Origin of the sequence: Arenibacter amylolyticus (genome assembly GCF_002150785.1) — a bacterium.
GTDB classification, from domain to species: domain Bacteria; phylum Bacteroidota; class Bacteroidia; order Flavobacteriales; family Flavobacteriaceae; genus Arenibacter; species Arenibacter amylolyticus.
On record NZ_MTAZ01000060.1, the window covers coordinates 1 to 18,781 of the forward strand.

General features: G+C 36.3%; 11 protein-coding genes. 8 read left to right on the forward strand and 3 right to left on the reverse strand.

The annotated features are described in order from the left end of the window. Window positions 1-338 precede the first annotated feature (338 nt). Both BV214_RS15550 and BV214_RS15555 read right to left on the reverse strand, forming a co-directional pair. Entirely contained in the window at window positions 339-1,163 is an 825-nt protein-coding gene (locus BV214_RS15550) for an IS3 family transposase (RefSeq protein WP_140157778.1), read from the reverse strand. Window positions 1,164-1,182: 19 nt separating this feature from the next. Beyond that, window positions 1,183-1,458 (reverse strand): transposase, encoded by a 276-nt coding sequence (locus BV214_RS15555; protein WP_086478430.1) that lies wholly within the window; start codon window positions 1,456-1,458, stop codon window positions 1,183-1,185. A gap of 52 nt (window positions 1,459-1,510) precedes the next feature. On the opposite strand from BV214_RS15555, the gene BV214_RS15560 reads away from it, so the two are divergent. The 8 genes from BV214_RS15560 (at window position 1,511) to BV214_RS15595 (ending at window position 18,386) form a co-directional block, all read left to right on the forward strand. Continuing rightward, complete coding sequence (locus BV214_RS15560; RefSeq protein WP_086478431.1) at window positions 1,511-2,104, forward strand: hypothetical protein; 594 nt, start codon at window positions 1,511-1,513, stop codon at window positions 2,102-2,104. Between the two features lie 375 nt (window positions 2,105-2,479). Continuing rightward, window positions 2,480-3,202 carry a DUF6577 family protein gene (locus tag BV214_RS15565; protein ID WP_086478432.1) on the forward strand — a complete coding sequence of 241 codons (723 nt, stop codon included), beginning with the start codon at window positions 2,480-2,482 and terminating at the stop codon, window positions 3,200-3,202. 1 nt (window position 3,203) lies between these two features. Continuing rightward, entirely contained in the window at window positions 3,204-5,225 is a 2,022-nt protein-coding gene (gene mads2, locus BV214_RS15570; protein ID WP_086478433.1) for a methylation-associated defense system DNA methyltransferase MAD2, read from the forward strand. Next, on the forward strand, window positions 5,225-6,580 hold the full coding sequence (gene mads5, locus BV214_RS15575; protein ID WP_086478434.1) for a methylation-associated defense system restriction endonuclease subunit S MAD5: 1,356 nt from the start codon (window positions 5,225-5,227) through the stop codon (window positions 6,578-6,580). The genes mads2 and mads5 overlap by 1 nt, the downstream gene beginning before the upstream one ends. Further along, on the forward strand, window positions 6,568-10,719 hold the full coding sequence (gene mads6 / locus BV214_RS15580) for a methylation-associated defense system protein kinase MAD6 (protein WP_086478435.1): 4,152 nt from the start codon (window positions 6,568-6,570) through the stop codon (window positions 10,717-10,719). Before mads5 ends, mads6 begins: the two co-directional genes overlap by 13 nt. A gap of 2 nt (window positions 10,720-10,721) precedes the next feature. Continuing rightward, a complete protein-coding gene (gene mads7, locus BV214_RS15585) occupies window positions 10,722-12,284 on the forward strand; it encodes a methylation-associated defense system protein MAD7 (protein ID WP_086478436.1) in 1,563 nt (520 codons plus the stop codon). A 1-nt stretch (window position 12,285) separates the two neighbouring features. Beyond that, window positions 12,286-17,685, forward strand: coding sequence for a methylation-associated defense system ATP-binding protein MAD8 (gene mads8, locus BV214_RS15590; protein WP_086478437.1), 5,400 nt, complete (start codon window positions 12,286-12,288; stop codon window positions 17,683-17,685). Next, a complete protein-coding gene (locus BV214_RS15595; protein ID WP_086478438.1) occupies window positions 17,682-18,386 on the forward strand; it encodes a PP2C family protein-serine/threonine phosphatase in 705 nt (234 codons plus the stop codon). Before mads8 ends, BV214_RS15595 begins: the two co-directional genes overlap by 4 nt. 107 nt (window positions 18,387-18,493) lie before the next feature. On the opposite strand, the gene BV214_RS16860 is transcribed toward BV214_RS15595, so the two are convergent. Continuing rightward, the coding region (locus BV214_RS16860) for a hypothetical protein (RefSeq protein ID WP_176328537.1) at window positions 18,494-18,781 on the reverse strand (288 nt) is incomplete at its 5' end.

The window sequence follows — 18,781 nt, forward strand, 5'->3', positions numbered from 1 at the left end:
TACCCTCTATTTACTACTTACACAGTTTATGGTCTAGTCCCGCATAATCCGGCCAAAGCGGACAGGTGTTCCGTTTCAAAACGGACACTTTTCTTCAAAAATTTTTGTTAAGTTTCTTAAAATTAGATTAACATTAATTTTTTATATCATTGCAGTATCTTTCAAATTGGCACGGTTTGCTCAGATATCATTGGCATGGTATGTCATTAAAACCAAACTCAATTTATGAATTTAATTAGTGAATTATTTAACAAAAAAAAAGAATTTAAACGATTCACTTCTAAAATATAATACCTCGATTTGTTTAGACCACTTTTAGTTGATTCTTAATTGATTTTTTAAGCTGCATTTTGGTATTTTTCCATAGGTTTTACTCTGCCAATTCCCTGGTGATCCCGATGGTGATATTTATCTATCCAGGATTTTATTCCTTTATAAAGGCTTATTCCATCTTCTGCTGGATTAAGGTAAATATGCTGATATTTAATAGTTCTCCAAAAACGTTCAATGTAAATATTATCCAATGCCCTTCCTTTTCCATCCATACTTATTTGAATTCCATTTCTTTTCAAATATGATACGTAATCCAGGCAAGTAAATTGGCTTCCCTGGTCTGAGTTAAGGATCTCGGGCTTTCCGTGTTTGGCTATTGCGTGTTTAACTACTTCTAAACTACTGTTACTGTCAAGGGTATTGGATAGTCCCCAACCTACAATTACCCGGCTAAAAACATCGATTACAGCCGTAAGATACATGAATCCCTGTTGCATGGGAATATAAGTGATATCTACTTCCCATACCTGATTGGCACGAACAATTTTTAAATTCCTTAAAAGGTAAGGGTGGATATATTTCTTTTCTCCAAGACAGGTTAAATGGCGGCGGGGATAGATGGGACGTATGTTGGCTTTGCGCATTAATCGTCTTACCCGCTCATACCCGGCTTTATACCCTTTATCATATAACATGGATTGCATGGTCAAAACACCCGCAGTAGGCTCCTCCAGGATGTGCTTGTCCATGAGTTTCATCATCTCCAGGTTCTCTGGCTTTTCACCCTTGGGCACATAATAGAATGTACTCCGGTTAATCCTTATAAGCTCACATTGTTCGCGGATACTTAAACCCTCTTTTTCTTTGGTTGAAATTAGGCTCCGTTTCATTTCATCAGATCCAGTTTGTTCAAGCTTTTTTTTTAAAAAAGTCACGCTCTACTTCAAGCTTTCCTATTTTTGCATAAAGCTTGTCCAAATCAACTTCTTCCTGGGCAGGTTTATCCTTTTTCTTATCGAAAACATCGCTTGAATTCTCAAGGAATTCTTGCTTCCATTGACTAATCTGATTAGGGTGCAGTTCAAAGCGTTCGGCAAGTTCAGAGAGACTATATCGCTCTTTTAAGGCTTCTATGGCCACTTTAGATTTAAATCCTGAGGTGAAATTCCTTCGTCTTTTTTTCATTGCTGTCATTGTTTAAAGTTAATAAAATTTCAACTTAAACAATGGTCCGATTTTGTCGAGGTATTATAAAAATGCTGAAAATAAGAGATTACTTGATATAAAAACCAATAAAGAAGTTTGGCAAAAATTACAGAAATTAGGAATCAACAATTATGATGAATTATATAATTTATGTCTATTCTCATCAATTGTGTATAATGATATATCGATTCTTTATGACAATTACGTTACATCAAAAAGTGAAACGCAAAAGAATTTATTTGGAAGACTACTATGTTTAACTATAATTGAATTTCTTGATGACATTAGTCCAATGATTGGTAAGAATTTAAGAAATGAATTGATATCAAACGAAATGAGTGAATTCGTTACTGATTTAAAAGATGTTGGTAAAGAATTCTCAAGAATAAAAAACAAAAACAATTCCGTGTTACGAAAAATCAGAAATGAATCTGCTGCTCATAAAACAAAACAATCTCAGGATTTAATTATATATTCTACTGAATTACCCTTTGAAAATTTAGATGAGTTAAATATTCAAATTAGTACAAACCTGAATAAACTGAGAACAATCACTACTAAAATAATAAAACAAATAACTGAACAATTAACGTTAAAATTTAAAAGAGAAAATGGTGACATATAAAAACGCCATACAATAATTAAGTATTCGGCCAGCCGATAGGCCAGGGCTGAATACTTAATTATTACCTGCTGGCTTTTCTTTCGCAAACTTGCTAGCGTTGGGATGTAAACCGGATAAAGAGTATAAAAAGACAAATGTATGGCAGGGCTGCCCCGGACACTTCCCCAATTAATACCCCCTTCATTTACTTGAAACCTGTTAAACGAAAAACCTAATACCTGGTAATTTAACTCCACATAAGTTACAGCAGATGTTCACAATTTTGATTATGCAGCTAAAACCCATAATTAACTCCAACTTACGGCAAATATAATAATTACTTGCCAAAGTTTTGTAATTTCAATATTATATTTATCTTTGAACTTTTGATAAGGAATGAAAAATTCAGAACTCGCATCGAAACTAAAGGAGCATTTTGCTAATCAATCGGTTATTACCACAAAGGAAATTACCGAGGTGTTGGTCAATACCTTCCCTGAATTATCACCAAGTACCATTTCTTGGAGGCTTAATCAGCTCAAAAAAGAAAAGCTAATCTATCAAACAGGTAGAGGCTTATACTCCTTTGAGTTTAAGCCGGAATACACTCCTGATTTCAGTCTTAAAGCAAAACGACTTTACAATCGCATAAAACCTCTTTGCAAAGCAGATTTGAGCATGTGGGACACCCAAATGCTTAATGATATTGGCGAAACCAGTGTAGATAGGTACTGGATGTTCCTTTCAACAAACAAGGAAGAACTGGAACCATTGTTTGAAAACATGTTGGATTTCAGTAAACAAACCTTCCTTCAACCTGATAAGGAGGTTATTAGTAGATATGTAATGGCTCATAACGAAGCCGTTATCATTACTCCCTTGGTATCGGAAACGCCACTTTACAAATCAGGCGAATACACTACGCCAACCATCGAAGGTTTGTTGGTGAATGTATGGTTGAAGTACGAAAGTTACTTGCAGCCTATCGGTTTCGATATAGAAACATTGTATGAGCAGGCTTTTAAAAAGTACAGTGTAAATCAAAGCAAACTGCTTCGATATGCTGCTCGAAGAGATAAAAGAAATGAGATTAATGAATTCATAAAATCAATAGCGTAATATGTCCACAGAAGTAATTGAACAAGAAGATATAGTATTAGAAGACAATCAACTGATTTGTGTTCTATCAGGTGAAGTAAAAAAAATAAAACCTCAGGAATCTAACCTCCAGTCGGTAATCATCATGCTTAATGAAGAGTATGGTTTTGACTTAGACGACATGGAACGTGATTTCAAAATTGAATACACCGATCCTGATACCGGAAAGTCCAAGAAGCAAAAAGTGGAATTGGTGGTTTTTGAAAAAGGGAAACCACATGAGCAAGAACATGTTATTCGTATCTGCATTGTTCAGGACGATAAGGTGAAGGAAACCGATAAAAAGAAAGGCTTAGCTGCAACACTTGAAAACGCTATGGGTGCTGTGGAAAGCTGTGAGTTCGGCTTGTGGGCAAACGGTTCTAGCTACCATTTCTTGCAAAAAGAAGACGATGCACTTGGTTACGATTATGAATTTGTGGACTTATCGGATTTCCCTGGTGAAGGTGAAACATTGGACGACCTTGATCGTGCAGATCGTTCTAGCAGTAGAAAGCCTGCAAACGATTCATTAATCAAAGTATTTAAGCGTTCGCATGACTATATCTACGGAAATGAAGGACGAAAGAAAGATGCCTTTTGGCAGTTACTCAACCTGATTTTCTGTAAGCTCTATGATGAAAAACGAAGATTTATCTGTGCTGAAAATGGTGAAAGCTACCGAAGAAAGTTTTGGGTAGGTGTAAAAGAGCAAAACTCCGAAGATGGACGTAAAGCTGTTGCAGACCGAATTAAAGGATTGTTTGAAGAGCTAAAATCGGATTCTGTTTTCTCAGAAGTATTTGATGGAAATGAGGCTATTGGACTAACCGACAAAGGACTTGCTTTTATTGCAGGTGAACTGGCAAAATACTCCTTCTTAGATGCCTCTGTGGATGTAAAAGGAATGGCTTACGAAACCATTGTAAGTAACACCCTAAAGCAAGAAGCCGGACAATTCTTTACACCAAGAAACATTGTGAAAGCAATGGTAGAAATGCTGAACCCTACCGAAACAGATAGGATTTTGGATCCTTGCTGTGGTTCGGGAGGTTTCTTGGTAATGGCGTTAGACCATGTACGTAAGCAAATTGCAACCGACATGTTTCCTGATTTAGATGGACCACTATTAGCAGAGAAGTTTAACTCTATTGAAGTAAACGAACGCATTAGACAATATGCCGAGCGTAGCATTTTTGGTTTTGACTTTGATCCTGACTTGAAAAAGGCAGCTCGTATGAACATGGTGATGGCAGGAGACGGACATGCCAACATCTTCCATGTAAACTCATTGGCTTACCCTAACTGGGAGCATCCCGAAGAAATTGAAAAAATTAACGCTTCCATTAGCCGAAGTCTAAGCGAGATGAAAGACTTAGACAATGCCTATGGCAGCGATGCTCGTGAAAAATTTGACATGGTATTTACCAACCCTCCATTTGGGGCTAAGGTAAAGGTAGAACAAGAAATTGCAAGCCAATACCACTTATCTGCATACAGCGATGCTCCGGAAGTATTGTTTATTGAAGCATGCTACAATTTCTTAAAGCCGGGCGGTAAAATGGCAATTGTACTGCCTGATGGTATTTTGGGGAACCCAAATACCTTACCGGTACGTGAATGGATTTTAGATAAATACAAAATATTGGCTTCTGTGGATTTGGCAGTAGAAGCCTTTTTACCACAAGTAGGTGTACAAGCCTCTCTTTTGTTTTTACAAAAGAAAACGGAGGTAGAACGCCAACTAGCCCAAGACAGTGCCGAAGATTACGATGTATTTATGGCAATTGCCGAAAAGCTTGGAAAAGACCGAAGAGGTATTCCAATATTCCAAAGGGATGAAGATGGTGCTGAAATGTTGTTTGATGTTGAAACGAAGTATGTGATTCACAAAAAAGATGGTTCATCAGAAGTAAAGGTTAGGAAAGAAAAACTTAAACAACTAGACGATGATCTCCCTTCAATTTCAATGGCTTATAACAAATTTTTAAAAGGAAGTATTTAATGAAAACGGTATTAGTTAAAAATAGTTGGTTTTCGCAATCTGATTTACGTTTGGATGCTTCTTTCCATTTGAGTGATGGAGTAAATACCAAGAGGATAATTGAGAACTATTGCCCTTATGAGACAGTTTCAATAAAAGATGAATCTAAAGAACTCTTCAAGGGGAATATTCATAAAAGAGTATATGTTGATTCTCCTGAGAATGGATTAATGTTTTTTACAGCATCTGATCTATTCAAAGCATTACCTGAATCAGGAAAATATATTTCCAAGAAGTATTCACCATACTTGAAAGAACTGGAATTAAAAAAAGATTGGATTTTGATTACTAGGTCTGGCACACTTGGTCTCGTAAAATATTCAACTTCCGATTATGAGGGTTTTATTGGTACGGATGACTTAGTAAGAATAAAACCACTTCAGAAAAAAGTATTAGGTGGTTATATGTATGCTTACCTTTCTTCAAAATATGGTTATGGCTTACTTACACAGTCTGGTTATGGAGGAGTGGTTAAGCATATAGAGCCGCATCATGTAGAAAAAATTAATATCCCTGTACTACCAGAATTAAAACAACAAGAAATAAATAGCTTGATTTTAGAGGCTTCCAAATTACGTGTAGAGGCTCATGAATTATTGTTAAAGGCACAAAACATTGTAATTAACTCTATTGGTTTTGAAAAGAAGGGATTAGGAAATTCCGTTTCCATTTCGGCACTTTTGGATTCACATCAAAAAAGATTTGAGGCAGAATATTTTATTTCCAGTGGAATGGAGATAAAGAAGCATATCGAAGGTTTAAATCATACGCTTTTAAAAGATGTTGCAAAACCCATCTTTAGACCTGGTATTTTTAAAAGACATTATGTTGAGAATGGGCTTGATTTTTTAGGTGGCTCTGATATTGTAAGACATATCCCTAAAAGTGATAAAAAATTATCCAAGGCTAAAACGAAGCACCTTGAGGATTTAAAAATAGAGGAAGATTGGATTCTTGTTACTTGTGGCGGTACAATCGGTTTCTCTGTATTAGTCAATGAGTTTATGAGTGGAAAAACAGCATCACAGCACATTCTTCGTGTGATTGCTGATGAAATCCCTACCGGTTATTTATTTGCATTCATGTCTTCAAAGTTGGGACTTAGAGCAATTCAGAGTTTTACCTATGGATCAGTTATACCTCAAATTGAACCACATCATTTGGAGTTACTTCCAGTGCCAATTTTAAAAAAAGATGTAATGAATCAGGCTCATGAGCTAATCATGAAATACAAGCAAAACACTTCAACTGCGATTAAGAATGAGCTAAAAGCAATCGACTTAGTAGAAAAAGAAATTGAATCATGGCAAAAATAATTAAACCACCCTATTTTGAATCGGTTGTGAATGCCGGAGAAAAGCGTTTGCTAGATTATTTAGAAGTTAACCTTCCGGATACTTATTACTTGGTTCCTAATGTAGAAATTGCTTCTACCAATCCACGCAACAACCGTACGCAATATTGGGAATACGACCTAATTGTGGTGGCTCCTCATGCCATATACAACATAGAAAACAAAGATTGGAAAGGACGTATTGAAGGAGACGATAATTACTGGTATGTAAACGATAAACAACGTAACAATCCATTGAGAACCGGTCGTCAAAAAACTGCCATACTCGCCTCTAAACTTAAAGAGCATGATTACGACTGGGGAAAGGCATGGATTCAAAACATGGTTACGCTTTCATTCCCAAACACCTATACACCTTCACTTTGGCAAGAAGCAGGCAAACTTACTTTTCAGCTCGATGAAAAACTGATTGAATACATTACCGATCCTTATAGCGTTGGGAAATTAGAAAACGACATTGCCGATATTCAAAAAGACATTATTGAGTTTTTAATCGGGAACCAAAGCAAAAAATCTCCAAACGATAAACGAGAGGTTGAAGGCTATGAGATTATTGAAGTATTACAACAAGAGCCAAACTTTACCGAGTATTTGGTAAAGCCCAAAGGTGTTACCTCTTCTATCCGCAAAAGAGTAAAAGAATTCTCCTTGCAAGTTTCGGGGTTATCAGCAGAAGAACTTCGCAAACGTGAAGAATCTATCAAAAACCAATACAAGGCTTTGCATAAGATAAAGGCAAAACCTTTTATTCTGAATGTAGAGTTTAAAATAGACGAAGAAAACCACTTGTTTTACGAGATTTCAGACTTCTTGGATGAAAACTCGTTACGTGCAGAAGCTCGTTCCAAAACCTTCACTTTTCAAGAGAAAATTGGCATTCTTCGCAATGTAATGGCAGCCTTAAAAGAGGCTCACAAAGAAAACATTTATCATAGAGATATTAATCCAGACAATATCTACATGAGCAGCGGTTACGCTTATTTAGGAAACTTCGGTAAGTCTTATTTTACCGATCATAACGAGCAAGGCTATACAGTAATGGCAACCATCAACGAGATGAACGCCACGCCTTATCATCCATTAGAATTGACTGTTGGTGATGCTTCTCGTTCATCGGACATCTACTCTCTTGGAGTATTAATTTATTGGTTATTCACAAGCGAAGAGCCATTCAAAACACCATACGAATTAGATAAACTTGGTGGTCAAATACCGGAAGAAAAACTACCAAGCCATATCAATAAGGCACTTCCAAAATGGTTGGATGAACTTTGCTTAAAAACCGTTTTAACTGATGAACTAAAACGCATTGACAGCATAGAGGAACTCGAAAACTTTATCAATGATTCCATTAAAGAATCACAAACGGAGCCTCAGCCTGCAAAAACAACACCTGCCAAAGTTCCACAACAAACGGAAGCTCATGATTTAAAAGAAGGAGACCGTGTTGGCGAATATGTAATTCACGAAATACTAGGTCAAGGAGGTTATTCAAAGGTTTTTAAGGTAAAGCACAGCATTCAAGGCAAGTACTATACCATGAAGCTTTTCCATGAAAGTGTAAATGTTCAGTCAGTATCAGATGAATACAATGCTCTAATTAACCTGAATCAAAACAACATTGTAAAGTTTGTTTGGAATGGAATTGCCCCTACCGGTCAGTTTTTTACATTGATGGAATACTTGGATGGCGAAAACCTAAGCATGTACACTCGTACCGATGCTCGTCTTCCAATTTATCGTGTTTACCAAGCTGCAAAAGATATTTTAGGAGCATTGGTTTCTATGCAAAACATGCCAAAACCGGTATTGCATAGAGATATTAAACCTCAAAACATCATTTGGGATAACCAAGAACGTTTTGTTCTGATTGATTTCAATGTGGCTTCCTTTGCAGAAGACAATAAAGATTTTGTAGGAACCAACCCATACTTAGCTCCAGACTTAATCACAGACAACTACAAAGTAAACTGGGACAAGTCGGCAGATACCTTTGCATTAGGAATTACTCTGTATGAGCTTATTTGTAAGCAATACCCTTGGGCTCCAGGTAAGCTACCATTAATGAGCAAAGAACCCATTGCTCCTAAAACCATAGAAGAAAGGCTTTCAGATACTTTTGAAGCTTTTCTATTAAAAGCGATAAGCCCGAATGGAGCTGATCGTTTTAAAAATGCTCAAGAGATGTTGGATGCCCTTTTGGCAATTGGTGAAGAAGGCATTTTAGAAAGTAAAAAAGAAAAAGCGGAACCTGCCGTTGAGATTGAAAAACAGGATGATTTTGTAAAATATATCAACTCTCTTTACAGTCAGTCGAAGCACGGAAACTCAGGAACTAGAGCCAATTTCGATACAAATGTTTATGATGAATTAACCTATACACCAACTAAATTGGATAACCACCTGATCCCGGCAATATTGGATGGTCAATTCAAGCTTTTAATTATTACAGGAAATGCCGGAGATGGTAAAACTGCTTTTATTCGTAAGATTGAAGAAGATAAAAACATCAGTCAATTAGAGCGTTTTGGTCATAAAAATGGTGCTCGATTCAAAATAAATGGCGTATCGTTTGAAAGCAACTACGATGGTTCGCAAGATGAAGACGAAAGAGCTAATAATGAGGTGTTGGAGAGCTTCTTCCAACCTTTTGAAGATATTTCAAACTACAATCAAGCCAACGAAGGTAGAATCATTGCCATCAATGAAGGTAGATTGGTTGAGTTCTTAAAAACTACGGAGAAACACCAAGCATTGCACAAGCATATTGAGAACTACTTCTACAATGAAGGACATCACGAGCTACCGGAAGGTTTGATGATTATCAACCTGAATTTGCGTTCGGTGGCAGCTCAATCGGACAGTGAACCAAGTTTATTCAGGCAGCAAGTAAAAGCCCTTACTCAAAAGAAATTATGGAGTAAGTGTGAAGGCTGCTCTTTAGCAAATCAATGTTTCATCAAATACAATGTTGATTCATTCAATGATACTGCAACCGGTGAAGAAGTAATTACAAGAATGGAATGGCTGTTAAGAACAGCTAGTCTGAAAAGAGAATTACACATCACCATGAGGGACTTACGTTCTTTCATCGCCTATACGCTTACTCGTGATTACGATTGTAAGGACATTGAAGGTGTGTACCAACAAAATCAATCCTCACCGGAGCATTACTGGCAGCATTACTACTTTAACATCACCAACCCTTCGGTTGATGATTCAGGTAATCAGGATAGATTAATCAAGCTGTTAAGAGAAACCGATATTGGTGAAGTTTCCATCCCTGATTTGGATAGAGACTTGTTCTTTGGAAAACATCAATCGAAACATTACCTCGAATTTGCTGAAAGGGAAATCAATCTATTGGATGTATTTAATTCTATTGAAAGAATTAAACCAACCTATGAACAAGATGATAACGAAGTAGCAAGAATAAAGACCATTCAAAAGAACTTTGTTCGTCATCAATACTTTGAAGGGAAAGCGGAATTATTAAGCATTCAAAATGGCTATGTAAAAGACAATGGTGAAAAGGAAACCTTAAAGCTTCCCTCATACCTATTGAGATTGCCATACCACTCTGTATTCAAGTTTGTGAAGGTGTTGGAAGAAGGTGATACGGACAACCATACCAAAGCAAGCATTTCAAGAGCTATTTCATTAAACGAAGGCTGCGATAATCCGGGAATAGACCAAAATTATTTAGTGCTGTCTTCAACGGAAATCAGAGATCCGTTTAGTAAGTCGTTTCGCTTATTTGACCTAAACGATTTTGAGCTGTTTGTAAACAGAACAGATCATTTGGTGAAGTACCTGGAGTATGAACCGGATAGTTTAACCTTTAGACATAAGGGAAAAAACACGAAGCACATCAAGCTAACTATATCCTTAGACCTCTATGAAATGTTGTTTTTCATTCAGCAAGGATTTAGCCCATCATTGAATGACCTACGAGGAAAATTTGTGGAGTTAATCATCTTCAAAAACTTGTTGGAGAATCTGAACTACAAAGAAGTGGTGGTTACTAAGGATAACATGGAGTTTTTTAGAATCAGTAAAGACGAACAGAGCCGTCTTGAAATTCAACCAATGGAGATATAACTATGGCGATAAAATTAAATAAAGAAGAGAGCTTGTTCAGAAATGAACTGATTTTTACCGCAGATGCAAAAGCGGTAAACATAGATAATACCTTGGTGAATTTATTCATGCTATTGAAGCATAATGGTATTCGTCCTAAGCAAAGAGCTCGTTCAGGTGGAAGTACTTTTATTGAATTAGACACTCTTAAAAAGGTTTTCTCGAAACTAGAAGAAGAAGGCTCTATTAAAGGATTTAAAGATAATCCTGATGCTGCCGAATTGTGGATGCGTAGCAACCTAGTAAACATGGTGTTTAGGGGGAATGTGGATAAGGAAAAAATTTCTTCTCTTCGACCAATTCACCTAGAAAGCTACCGTGTGAGAAATGCTGCTAACACAAGGGATTATAATACGGCAGACCAAGTGTATCTTATGTTGGGTGCTAACCCAACTGTAAAAGAAGACTTGAAAAACTTCTTGATGGAAGGTTGGGATCAAACCACTAATAAAATCAATGTAGGAAATGGCTTAGACGTAGATAGTTTAGGCTTGTTGCATATCATCAAAAATGTAAAGCCCGGATTTTTAGAAAGCAATTCTACGCTAAATCAAATTAACCCTATCCTACAAAAACAGGCAGAACTTTTTTGTGATGATGTAAGAAGGTTATTGGTTTATAAGAGGCTGATTCCAAGAAACGTACTGATTGATTACTTAAAAACAATCACCTCATTCCACTTGTCGCTGTATATCCAAAAACTGGTTCATTTCTTACCAAAAATGGTAGAATCAGGCAATACAGATATAACTGATGATTGGAATATTGTATTAGATGCAACTGACAATTACGAGAGCAAGGTTGCTCGTTTGGCTGCGGATGATGCAGAAAGCTTAACCAACAAGATTTACGATTACGTAAAATCTACTTTTCAAGTAAATGCAGCACTAAGAAGGTTGAAACTGGATAAGACCAATTCAGAAAACCTCACGAAAGCGTTGAAGATTTTACAGGAAAAACCTACGGATTTTGAAATCTATTTTGAAACCCAATGGGATAACCTATACAACTCATTGGAAGAAGAAGATAAGCTTCTGATTGAGGATATGGTGAAATATGAGGACACCTATTTTGACCGTTACATCGAGCTTATTTTAAAGGCAAGAGGTACTTACCAATACAGGTATCATATTCAGCTTATTGATAACCTTTCTCAAAAGAATAATGAAAGAGGTTTCATGGCACAAGGAAGAAGTAGAAAGCATCCGAGAAGATTTGTACTGGGTACAAGATTGCTTGAAACCCTTGTTCAGATTTTGGTGCTAGAATCTAAAGACAATCAATTCCAAACTAGAAGTTTATCTATTGAAGAATTGGTGTCGAATATTAGAGATAGATACGGATTGGTGATTAACGGACTGAATGAAGAACGTTTTGCAGATGCAGATTTACATACTCATTTAGCTTTTAAAGAAAATATGGAGGCGTTTAAAATGAAGCTCCGTCAGATTGGTTTTTACAACGACCTGAGCGATGCTTATATCCTTCAAAGAATTAGACCACGCTACGAATTAAACGCTCAGTAAAATGGAAATGGTAAAGACAATAAATACATATTACAAGAGAATAATTGACCTGATCCTTGAATTACACAAGGCAGATTTAAGCAATGCCATTTCTGGGCATTGTATGAAAATTACAGGTCTAGGATTAAACGAATTAGAGTTTTTGTGGGATATTATCCACGAGAAATATCCTGCTATTGACACTTTCATTGTATCAGAAGAAAGTAATGGTAGTGATAAATTCATTTCGGCTACCAAGCTTGTAGAATATAGAAATAAGCAAGAAGCTCCATTGTTGGTTTTAATTCCTTCAAACAGCAGAACAGCAGCAGAGGATTCTTACGGAAATGCAACTTTTAAAGAAATCTCACTCGAAGGAATTGAGCATAAATTGAAAGAAGAGCTCATTGCTAAAATTCCGGAAGATTACGCTCACTTAATCAAAAGCGAAATTCTTCAATACCTCAATTCAACGGCAATTAGTACTGTAAGTATCATTAAATATTTACTGGCTCTTGAAGAAGGAGGATACTCAAATGAAGCGGTTGGAAACAATATTTACCTGCTCAATTTACTACCGGACGAAAAGCTAATTGTAGAACCCGAAAAGGTACGTTCAAGATTGAACTTCAATCTCGAAAGCACTGAGCTTTTAAGTTCATTTAGCAAACCGCTTTATGATAGAATTGCAGAATTACCATTGGAGCCCAATACTCTACAAAAAGAAATTGTAAGCTTCATTAAACAGGAAAATGATGCTCGAAATGCCGATGAAATTTGCCGATTAGTATTTGAGAACTATCAGCATTTAAACTTTGCTAATTGGAAAATTCCTGATCTTGATTTTTCACACATTAAGCTCTTTACCGAGGAAATTAAGTCTAGCAATTTTAAAATTGAAGAAGGCAGAAAGGTTTTACACGTTGAGGAAAACAAAACAGCTAAGGTTCGTATTCGATTTAGCACTAATCCAAATCCAAAGGATATAGCCGACCTGAAATACTTCAAGGTGATTTTAATGGCAGTTGATGGTGGTACTGGAGAAGAAGTGTCTGTATTAAGGAAGTTGAAAAATACCGCTTCCAATAGACCATACAGAGAAGCAACGGTAGATCTTAATTCTAATATGATTGAAGAAGGTTCTTACTTTTTTAAAGTACTAGCCGAAGATGAGCATGGGAACATTTTAAATGCTAATGATGATTTTAAGGATATAAAGATTCAGAAAGCATGGGAAGAGGCATTAAATGCTGATGAAAACGCATCGAAAAGTGCGTTTCCATATAAGCTCACCTGTGATTCCGAAGACTTTGATTATGTTGTTGAAGAAGCAGTAGAAAGAGACGAAAATCAAAGAAAAGACAAGCTTAACAACGTTCTTCAGGCTTATTTTAAGTACAGAATCGAAAAGATAAAATCAGAGGACGAAGCCGATATTCCGGAACCATCTGAAAATTCAAATAATTGGTTAAACGACATAACCAAGCATACATCTACCTTCCATATTAACTATTCTGAAAGGCACAATTATCAGATTAACCTTTCCTCAAAATTGAGAGGGATAGAAAATAAGTTTTTAGAACATAGCGATTCATTTGGTTATGTGAAAGGTTCTTTAAAAAGTAATTCAGCAGCCGTAGGTTTTGAATCGTTAAAATTTGTAGAAAGCGATTTAACAAGCATCATTCCTAATCCTGTATTGAAATTACGTAAAGAAATTTTCAAAGCAATTCAAGATTCTAACGAAAATGGCGATGGTGTTCTTGAAACAGCAGATTTATTCAATCATTATCAAATCATTAAAGATTACGTTCAGAAACTTACCGAATGGACTACTTCTTTAAAAAATCAAGTTTCAAGCGATGAATTAAGTGCCGAAGAGAAAAGTAAAATTCAACACTTCCTTACAGAACTTCAAATACTGGATGTAGCTAGAATTAGAACCAAGCTTCCGGATGGACAACCCACAGAGGCTTTGTTACTGTCTCCTTTGCATCCATTAAGATTAGCATGGATAATTGAATTGATGGAGTTGTTCAATGATTGGGAACAAAAAACAAAGGATTACCCAGGGCATAAAGATTCATGGACAAAGAACTTAGAGTTCTTCTTTGAAGGTCAATTATCTCCTGAAAATAACCCATTGGTGTTGGTAGAACCAAACTCATTCAAAAGTTACCATTATTCAGGTGAGCTAGCTTACGGATGGGGATTATATCTAAATGTTTTAGCAGATGAATCAAAAACCGGAATGACATCTGTTTCAAGACAAATGAAACATTACTTCCGTCAGCTTTTCAATGTTTCAAAAGACAATTATGTTGAGACTGATATTAGCCAAAAGTTAGTAGTTAGACACATAAAAAATTACTTAGCTCAACATCCATATACCGACAAACTAATTATTAACCTTATCAATTCCGGTGATGCCTCGGTTTTTGCAGATGCTTTTGTTGAATTGGAACGTGATAAAGCGTTTAAGGCGGTAAAATATGAGGTAAGAATATTTAAAGGTGATGACCGGATCATTGAGCATGGAGAGGCGTTAAGAAACCTTATTAATCCTGAATTTAATGTATCAGAAGAAGCAGAAGCATTTTCTCAGCCATCTAAGAATAGATTGTTTCCAAAGCTTAGATTCTCCATCAATAGCATTTCAAATTACTTAAAAGTGCCTTCAAAATTTACGGCTCATTTAAGTTTCTTGGTTAGTCCTTTCCCAATTACAGTTGAGTTAGTAAAACCATATAAAAACGATAGAAACTTCTATCTAAATGGATTGTTAACCGAATCCACCGTTACAGTTGATGAAAACGGTAGCCAAATCAAATGGAACAGGTTTATTAGAGGAAATGAGCTGCCAATTGGTTATCAAGGAAGTGGTAAATTAGGAATTGACCTATTTGATAATATACAATCTTTTATTGCAGGAGCATTAGCTTCTAAACATACAGAATCTATTCCTTCTACTCAATTACGTTTAAATGATAGAGATAAGGTTCTTTTAACGCATTTACACGATTATTCTGACTGGGTTATTACGTTTGATAAAAACCTTGGTCCACAAATATTCGATCAGCCTTCAAAAGATGGAAAAATACCTTTCTTGTTGGATTATGTTCCCGGAGAAGAGTTGTCAGGAATTTCATCTTACTTAACAACAAGACCAACATCAGAAATTTTAGGTTTACTCGGACCACATTTTGAAGAGTTTGACCTAGACATTCATAAGGCAGAAGACGAGAAGAAAATCAAAATACTTCTTGAAGACCTAAGAGCCGTTAGTAGTTCCTTAGTTCTACAATTAAACTCTTCTAAAAACAAAGCTTTTGAAGTGATTGGATCTGCTTTCACAAAAAGAGTTTTGGAAAAGAAAGGCTTGTTGGAAGAGGCTTTCTTAATTCCGATTGATTTGCATCAAAATCTATTTGACAACCTTCCTTCGGAAAGTAAGAGCAGGGCTGATAATTTATTGGTGTCCATTAATCCTGATAAAAGAGAAATAGCCATTTCCGTTATTGAAATCAAATGCAGAAAATCTCTCGGTGAAACGGAAAGTGATGAGCTTAAAGTAAAAATGAGAGAGCAAATCGAAAACACCATTGAAGCATTACGAATGCACTTTGATCCTGAGTATCATTTGTCAATAGATAGACTTGACCGTGAGATAAAGAATAAGGAATTAAAGTCCTTGTTGAGTTTCTATATTGAAAGGGCTCACCGTTATGAGTATTTGAGTGAAAACGCATACGAAAGTTACCTTGCGTTTCTACAATATCTTGATGCAGGGTTTAAACTAAAATTCAAACAATTAGGATTGATATTCAACTTCACTGCCCCAAGAAAGCACCACAAAGAAGTTCTTGATCATGATTTAACTTTCTTCACTTTTGGAGGAAGACTGATTGAAGAAATTCTTGATCCGGATTCTGACCTAAATACACGAAGATTAGAAGATAATGAGTTAGATGCTGAATTAAGTTCTGTAATAGGTACAAACACAACTTTGAAGCCTTTCATTCAAAAGTTCAAATCAAAAGAACCTGAACCGGCTAAAGAAGAAGTACAAGAGGTAATTGAAGTTCCTGTTATTGAAAACACAGTTACGCCAGACGAATCTGAAATAATAGAACCAGAAGTAGAACCTGAAAAAGAAATTGAGGAGAAACCTGTTTCAGAACAAGTATCGGTTAATCCTGATCACGAAAGCCCGGAATACGATATTCTAATCGGAAAAAGCTCTCCTAGTAGTCAATACGGAATATTAGGTGAAAGTCTTCATGGCAAAAAGATTGCGATAGACCTTAGTGAAACCAATACAATTAGCTTGTTTGGTGTACAAGGCGGTGGTAAAAGTTATACCATAGGAACAATATCAGAAATGGTGTTGAAGCAATTCAGCAAGGTGAATGAGTTACCTGCCCCACTTGCAGGTGTTATATTTCATTATAGCGAAAGCATGGATTATGAGCCGGAGTTTACTTCCATGATTTATCCAAATGATAAGGAAGCTGAACTTAACAAGCTAAAAGAGAGATATGGTGCAGAACCGGACAATATTGAGGATGTCATAATCCTTACCCCAAAGGATAAGATTGAAGAGCGACAAGCTGAATATCCGTCAATAGAAGTATTACCAATAGCATTTAATTCAAAAGAACTAAACGTACAAGATTGGTTATTCATTCTCGGTGCTGTCGGCAATGATTCTGCTTATATCAAGCAGCTCAAAGCAATAATGAAAGAACACAGAAGAAATATCACTATAGATGGTATTACTGATAGTGTTGAAGCATCTGAATTACTTTCCAATTCACAAAAAGCTCTTGCTCGTCAAAAACTAAGCTTTGCTAGAGAATACATTGATGACAATTTCATGCTGCGTGATTCATTAAAGCCGGGTAGGTTGATAATTGTTGATTTGCGTGATGAGTTTATCGTTAAAGATGAAGCATTAGGGCTTTTTGTAATAATGCTAAATATTTTCTCTGCGGTAAAAAATGTGAATGGAGCTCATTTTAACAAATTTATTGTGTTTGACGAGGCTCATAAATACATGGACAATAAAGACCTTACAGGGAATATTGTTACTGCCATCCGTGAAATGAGACACAAAGGAGTAAGTATCATGATAGCCAGTCAGGATCCACCAAGCTTACCAAATGAAATCATAGAATTAAGTTCGGTTGTTTTCCTTCATAAATTTAACAGCCCTCAATGGTTAAAGCATATCCAAAAATCTATAACCCAATTATCAACGTTGGGTGCAGCAGATATGAGTGCATTAGTTCCCGGAGAAGGCTTTTTATGGGCTACAAAAGCAACGGAAAAAAGTATTACCATCAAGCCAGTTAAGGTTTCCACTCGACCAAGAGTAACCAAACATGGTGGAGGAACAATTCAAGCAACTGGAGGTAAATGAAGTCAATAGTTTTTTCACATAAAGGTAAACGAGAAGTCAATCAGGATTTTGTTATGGTTCAAAACATAAATCCTGAAACTTATCTGCATCTTATTGCTGATGGTATGGGTGGCTATGAGCATGGTGAAATTGCAGCAAAATTGGTTGCAGAAAGTGTATTGACGTTTTTATCAACCGTTGAAACCATTAATGAAGCACAAATCCAAAAAGCAATTAACAAGGCTAATCTTGCTATAAGACAGCTCCGAGAAAAGAACAATAGTAAAATTGGAGCCACTGTAGGTGGTGTCATATTACAGGCTAATCAAGCTACTTGTTTTTGGGTTGGGGACGTGAAAATCTTTCACTACAAAAACAACCGACTGGTCAAAGAATCTACCTCACACACCTTGATGAATGAGGTTATAAGTAATGGATCAATCAAAGATCCAAAGCAAATTAGCAAGTACAAGCATGTTGTAACTCGATCCGTTCAAGGAGATATTGAACATTCTCAAATTGAAACATTCACACAGAAAAACTTAGATAGTTCTGACTTGTTCTTGGTGTGCTCTGATGGAGTTCATGACCTGTATGATGGTATTCATTTACAGCAAATATTAAACACTTCCGATTCAAACGAAGAAGCATTTAATAGAATTGAAAAACGCTTGTTGGATGAGGCTAAAGATAATTTTTCGTTGATCACCCTCCAAATTTGATAAATATGTTAGAATTCCGAAGAGGTATAGCAGCAAAAAGTTACGAAAACTCATTCTTCAGGATGTACCAAATAGAAAATCTCTATAATGGATTTTTTTTCTAAAACCTACAACCCAAGCCAATTCCCTTTGTATTTGGAATAATCCGTAAGCTCGTCTTTAAACCCGTTATAGGCTTCCTCCTCTTGAGAAGTGGTAGGGCCCATGAGCGTTTCCAGGGCGTTCCAACCTGCTCGGAGTGTGTTGGCCTGTGCCAGACGCTCCCGCTCATTGGCAACGGCCACCAAGGCCTCCTTGAATCCGTTTGCCATATGGTGCTCTACGAGTTCGAGCGGCAAATTGGGGGTTGTTCTGTCCAACACGTAACTATATGCCGCTTGTTTATAAAGTCCGCA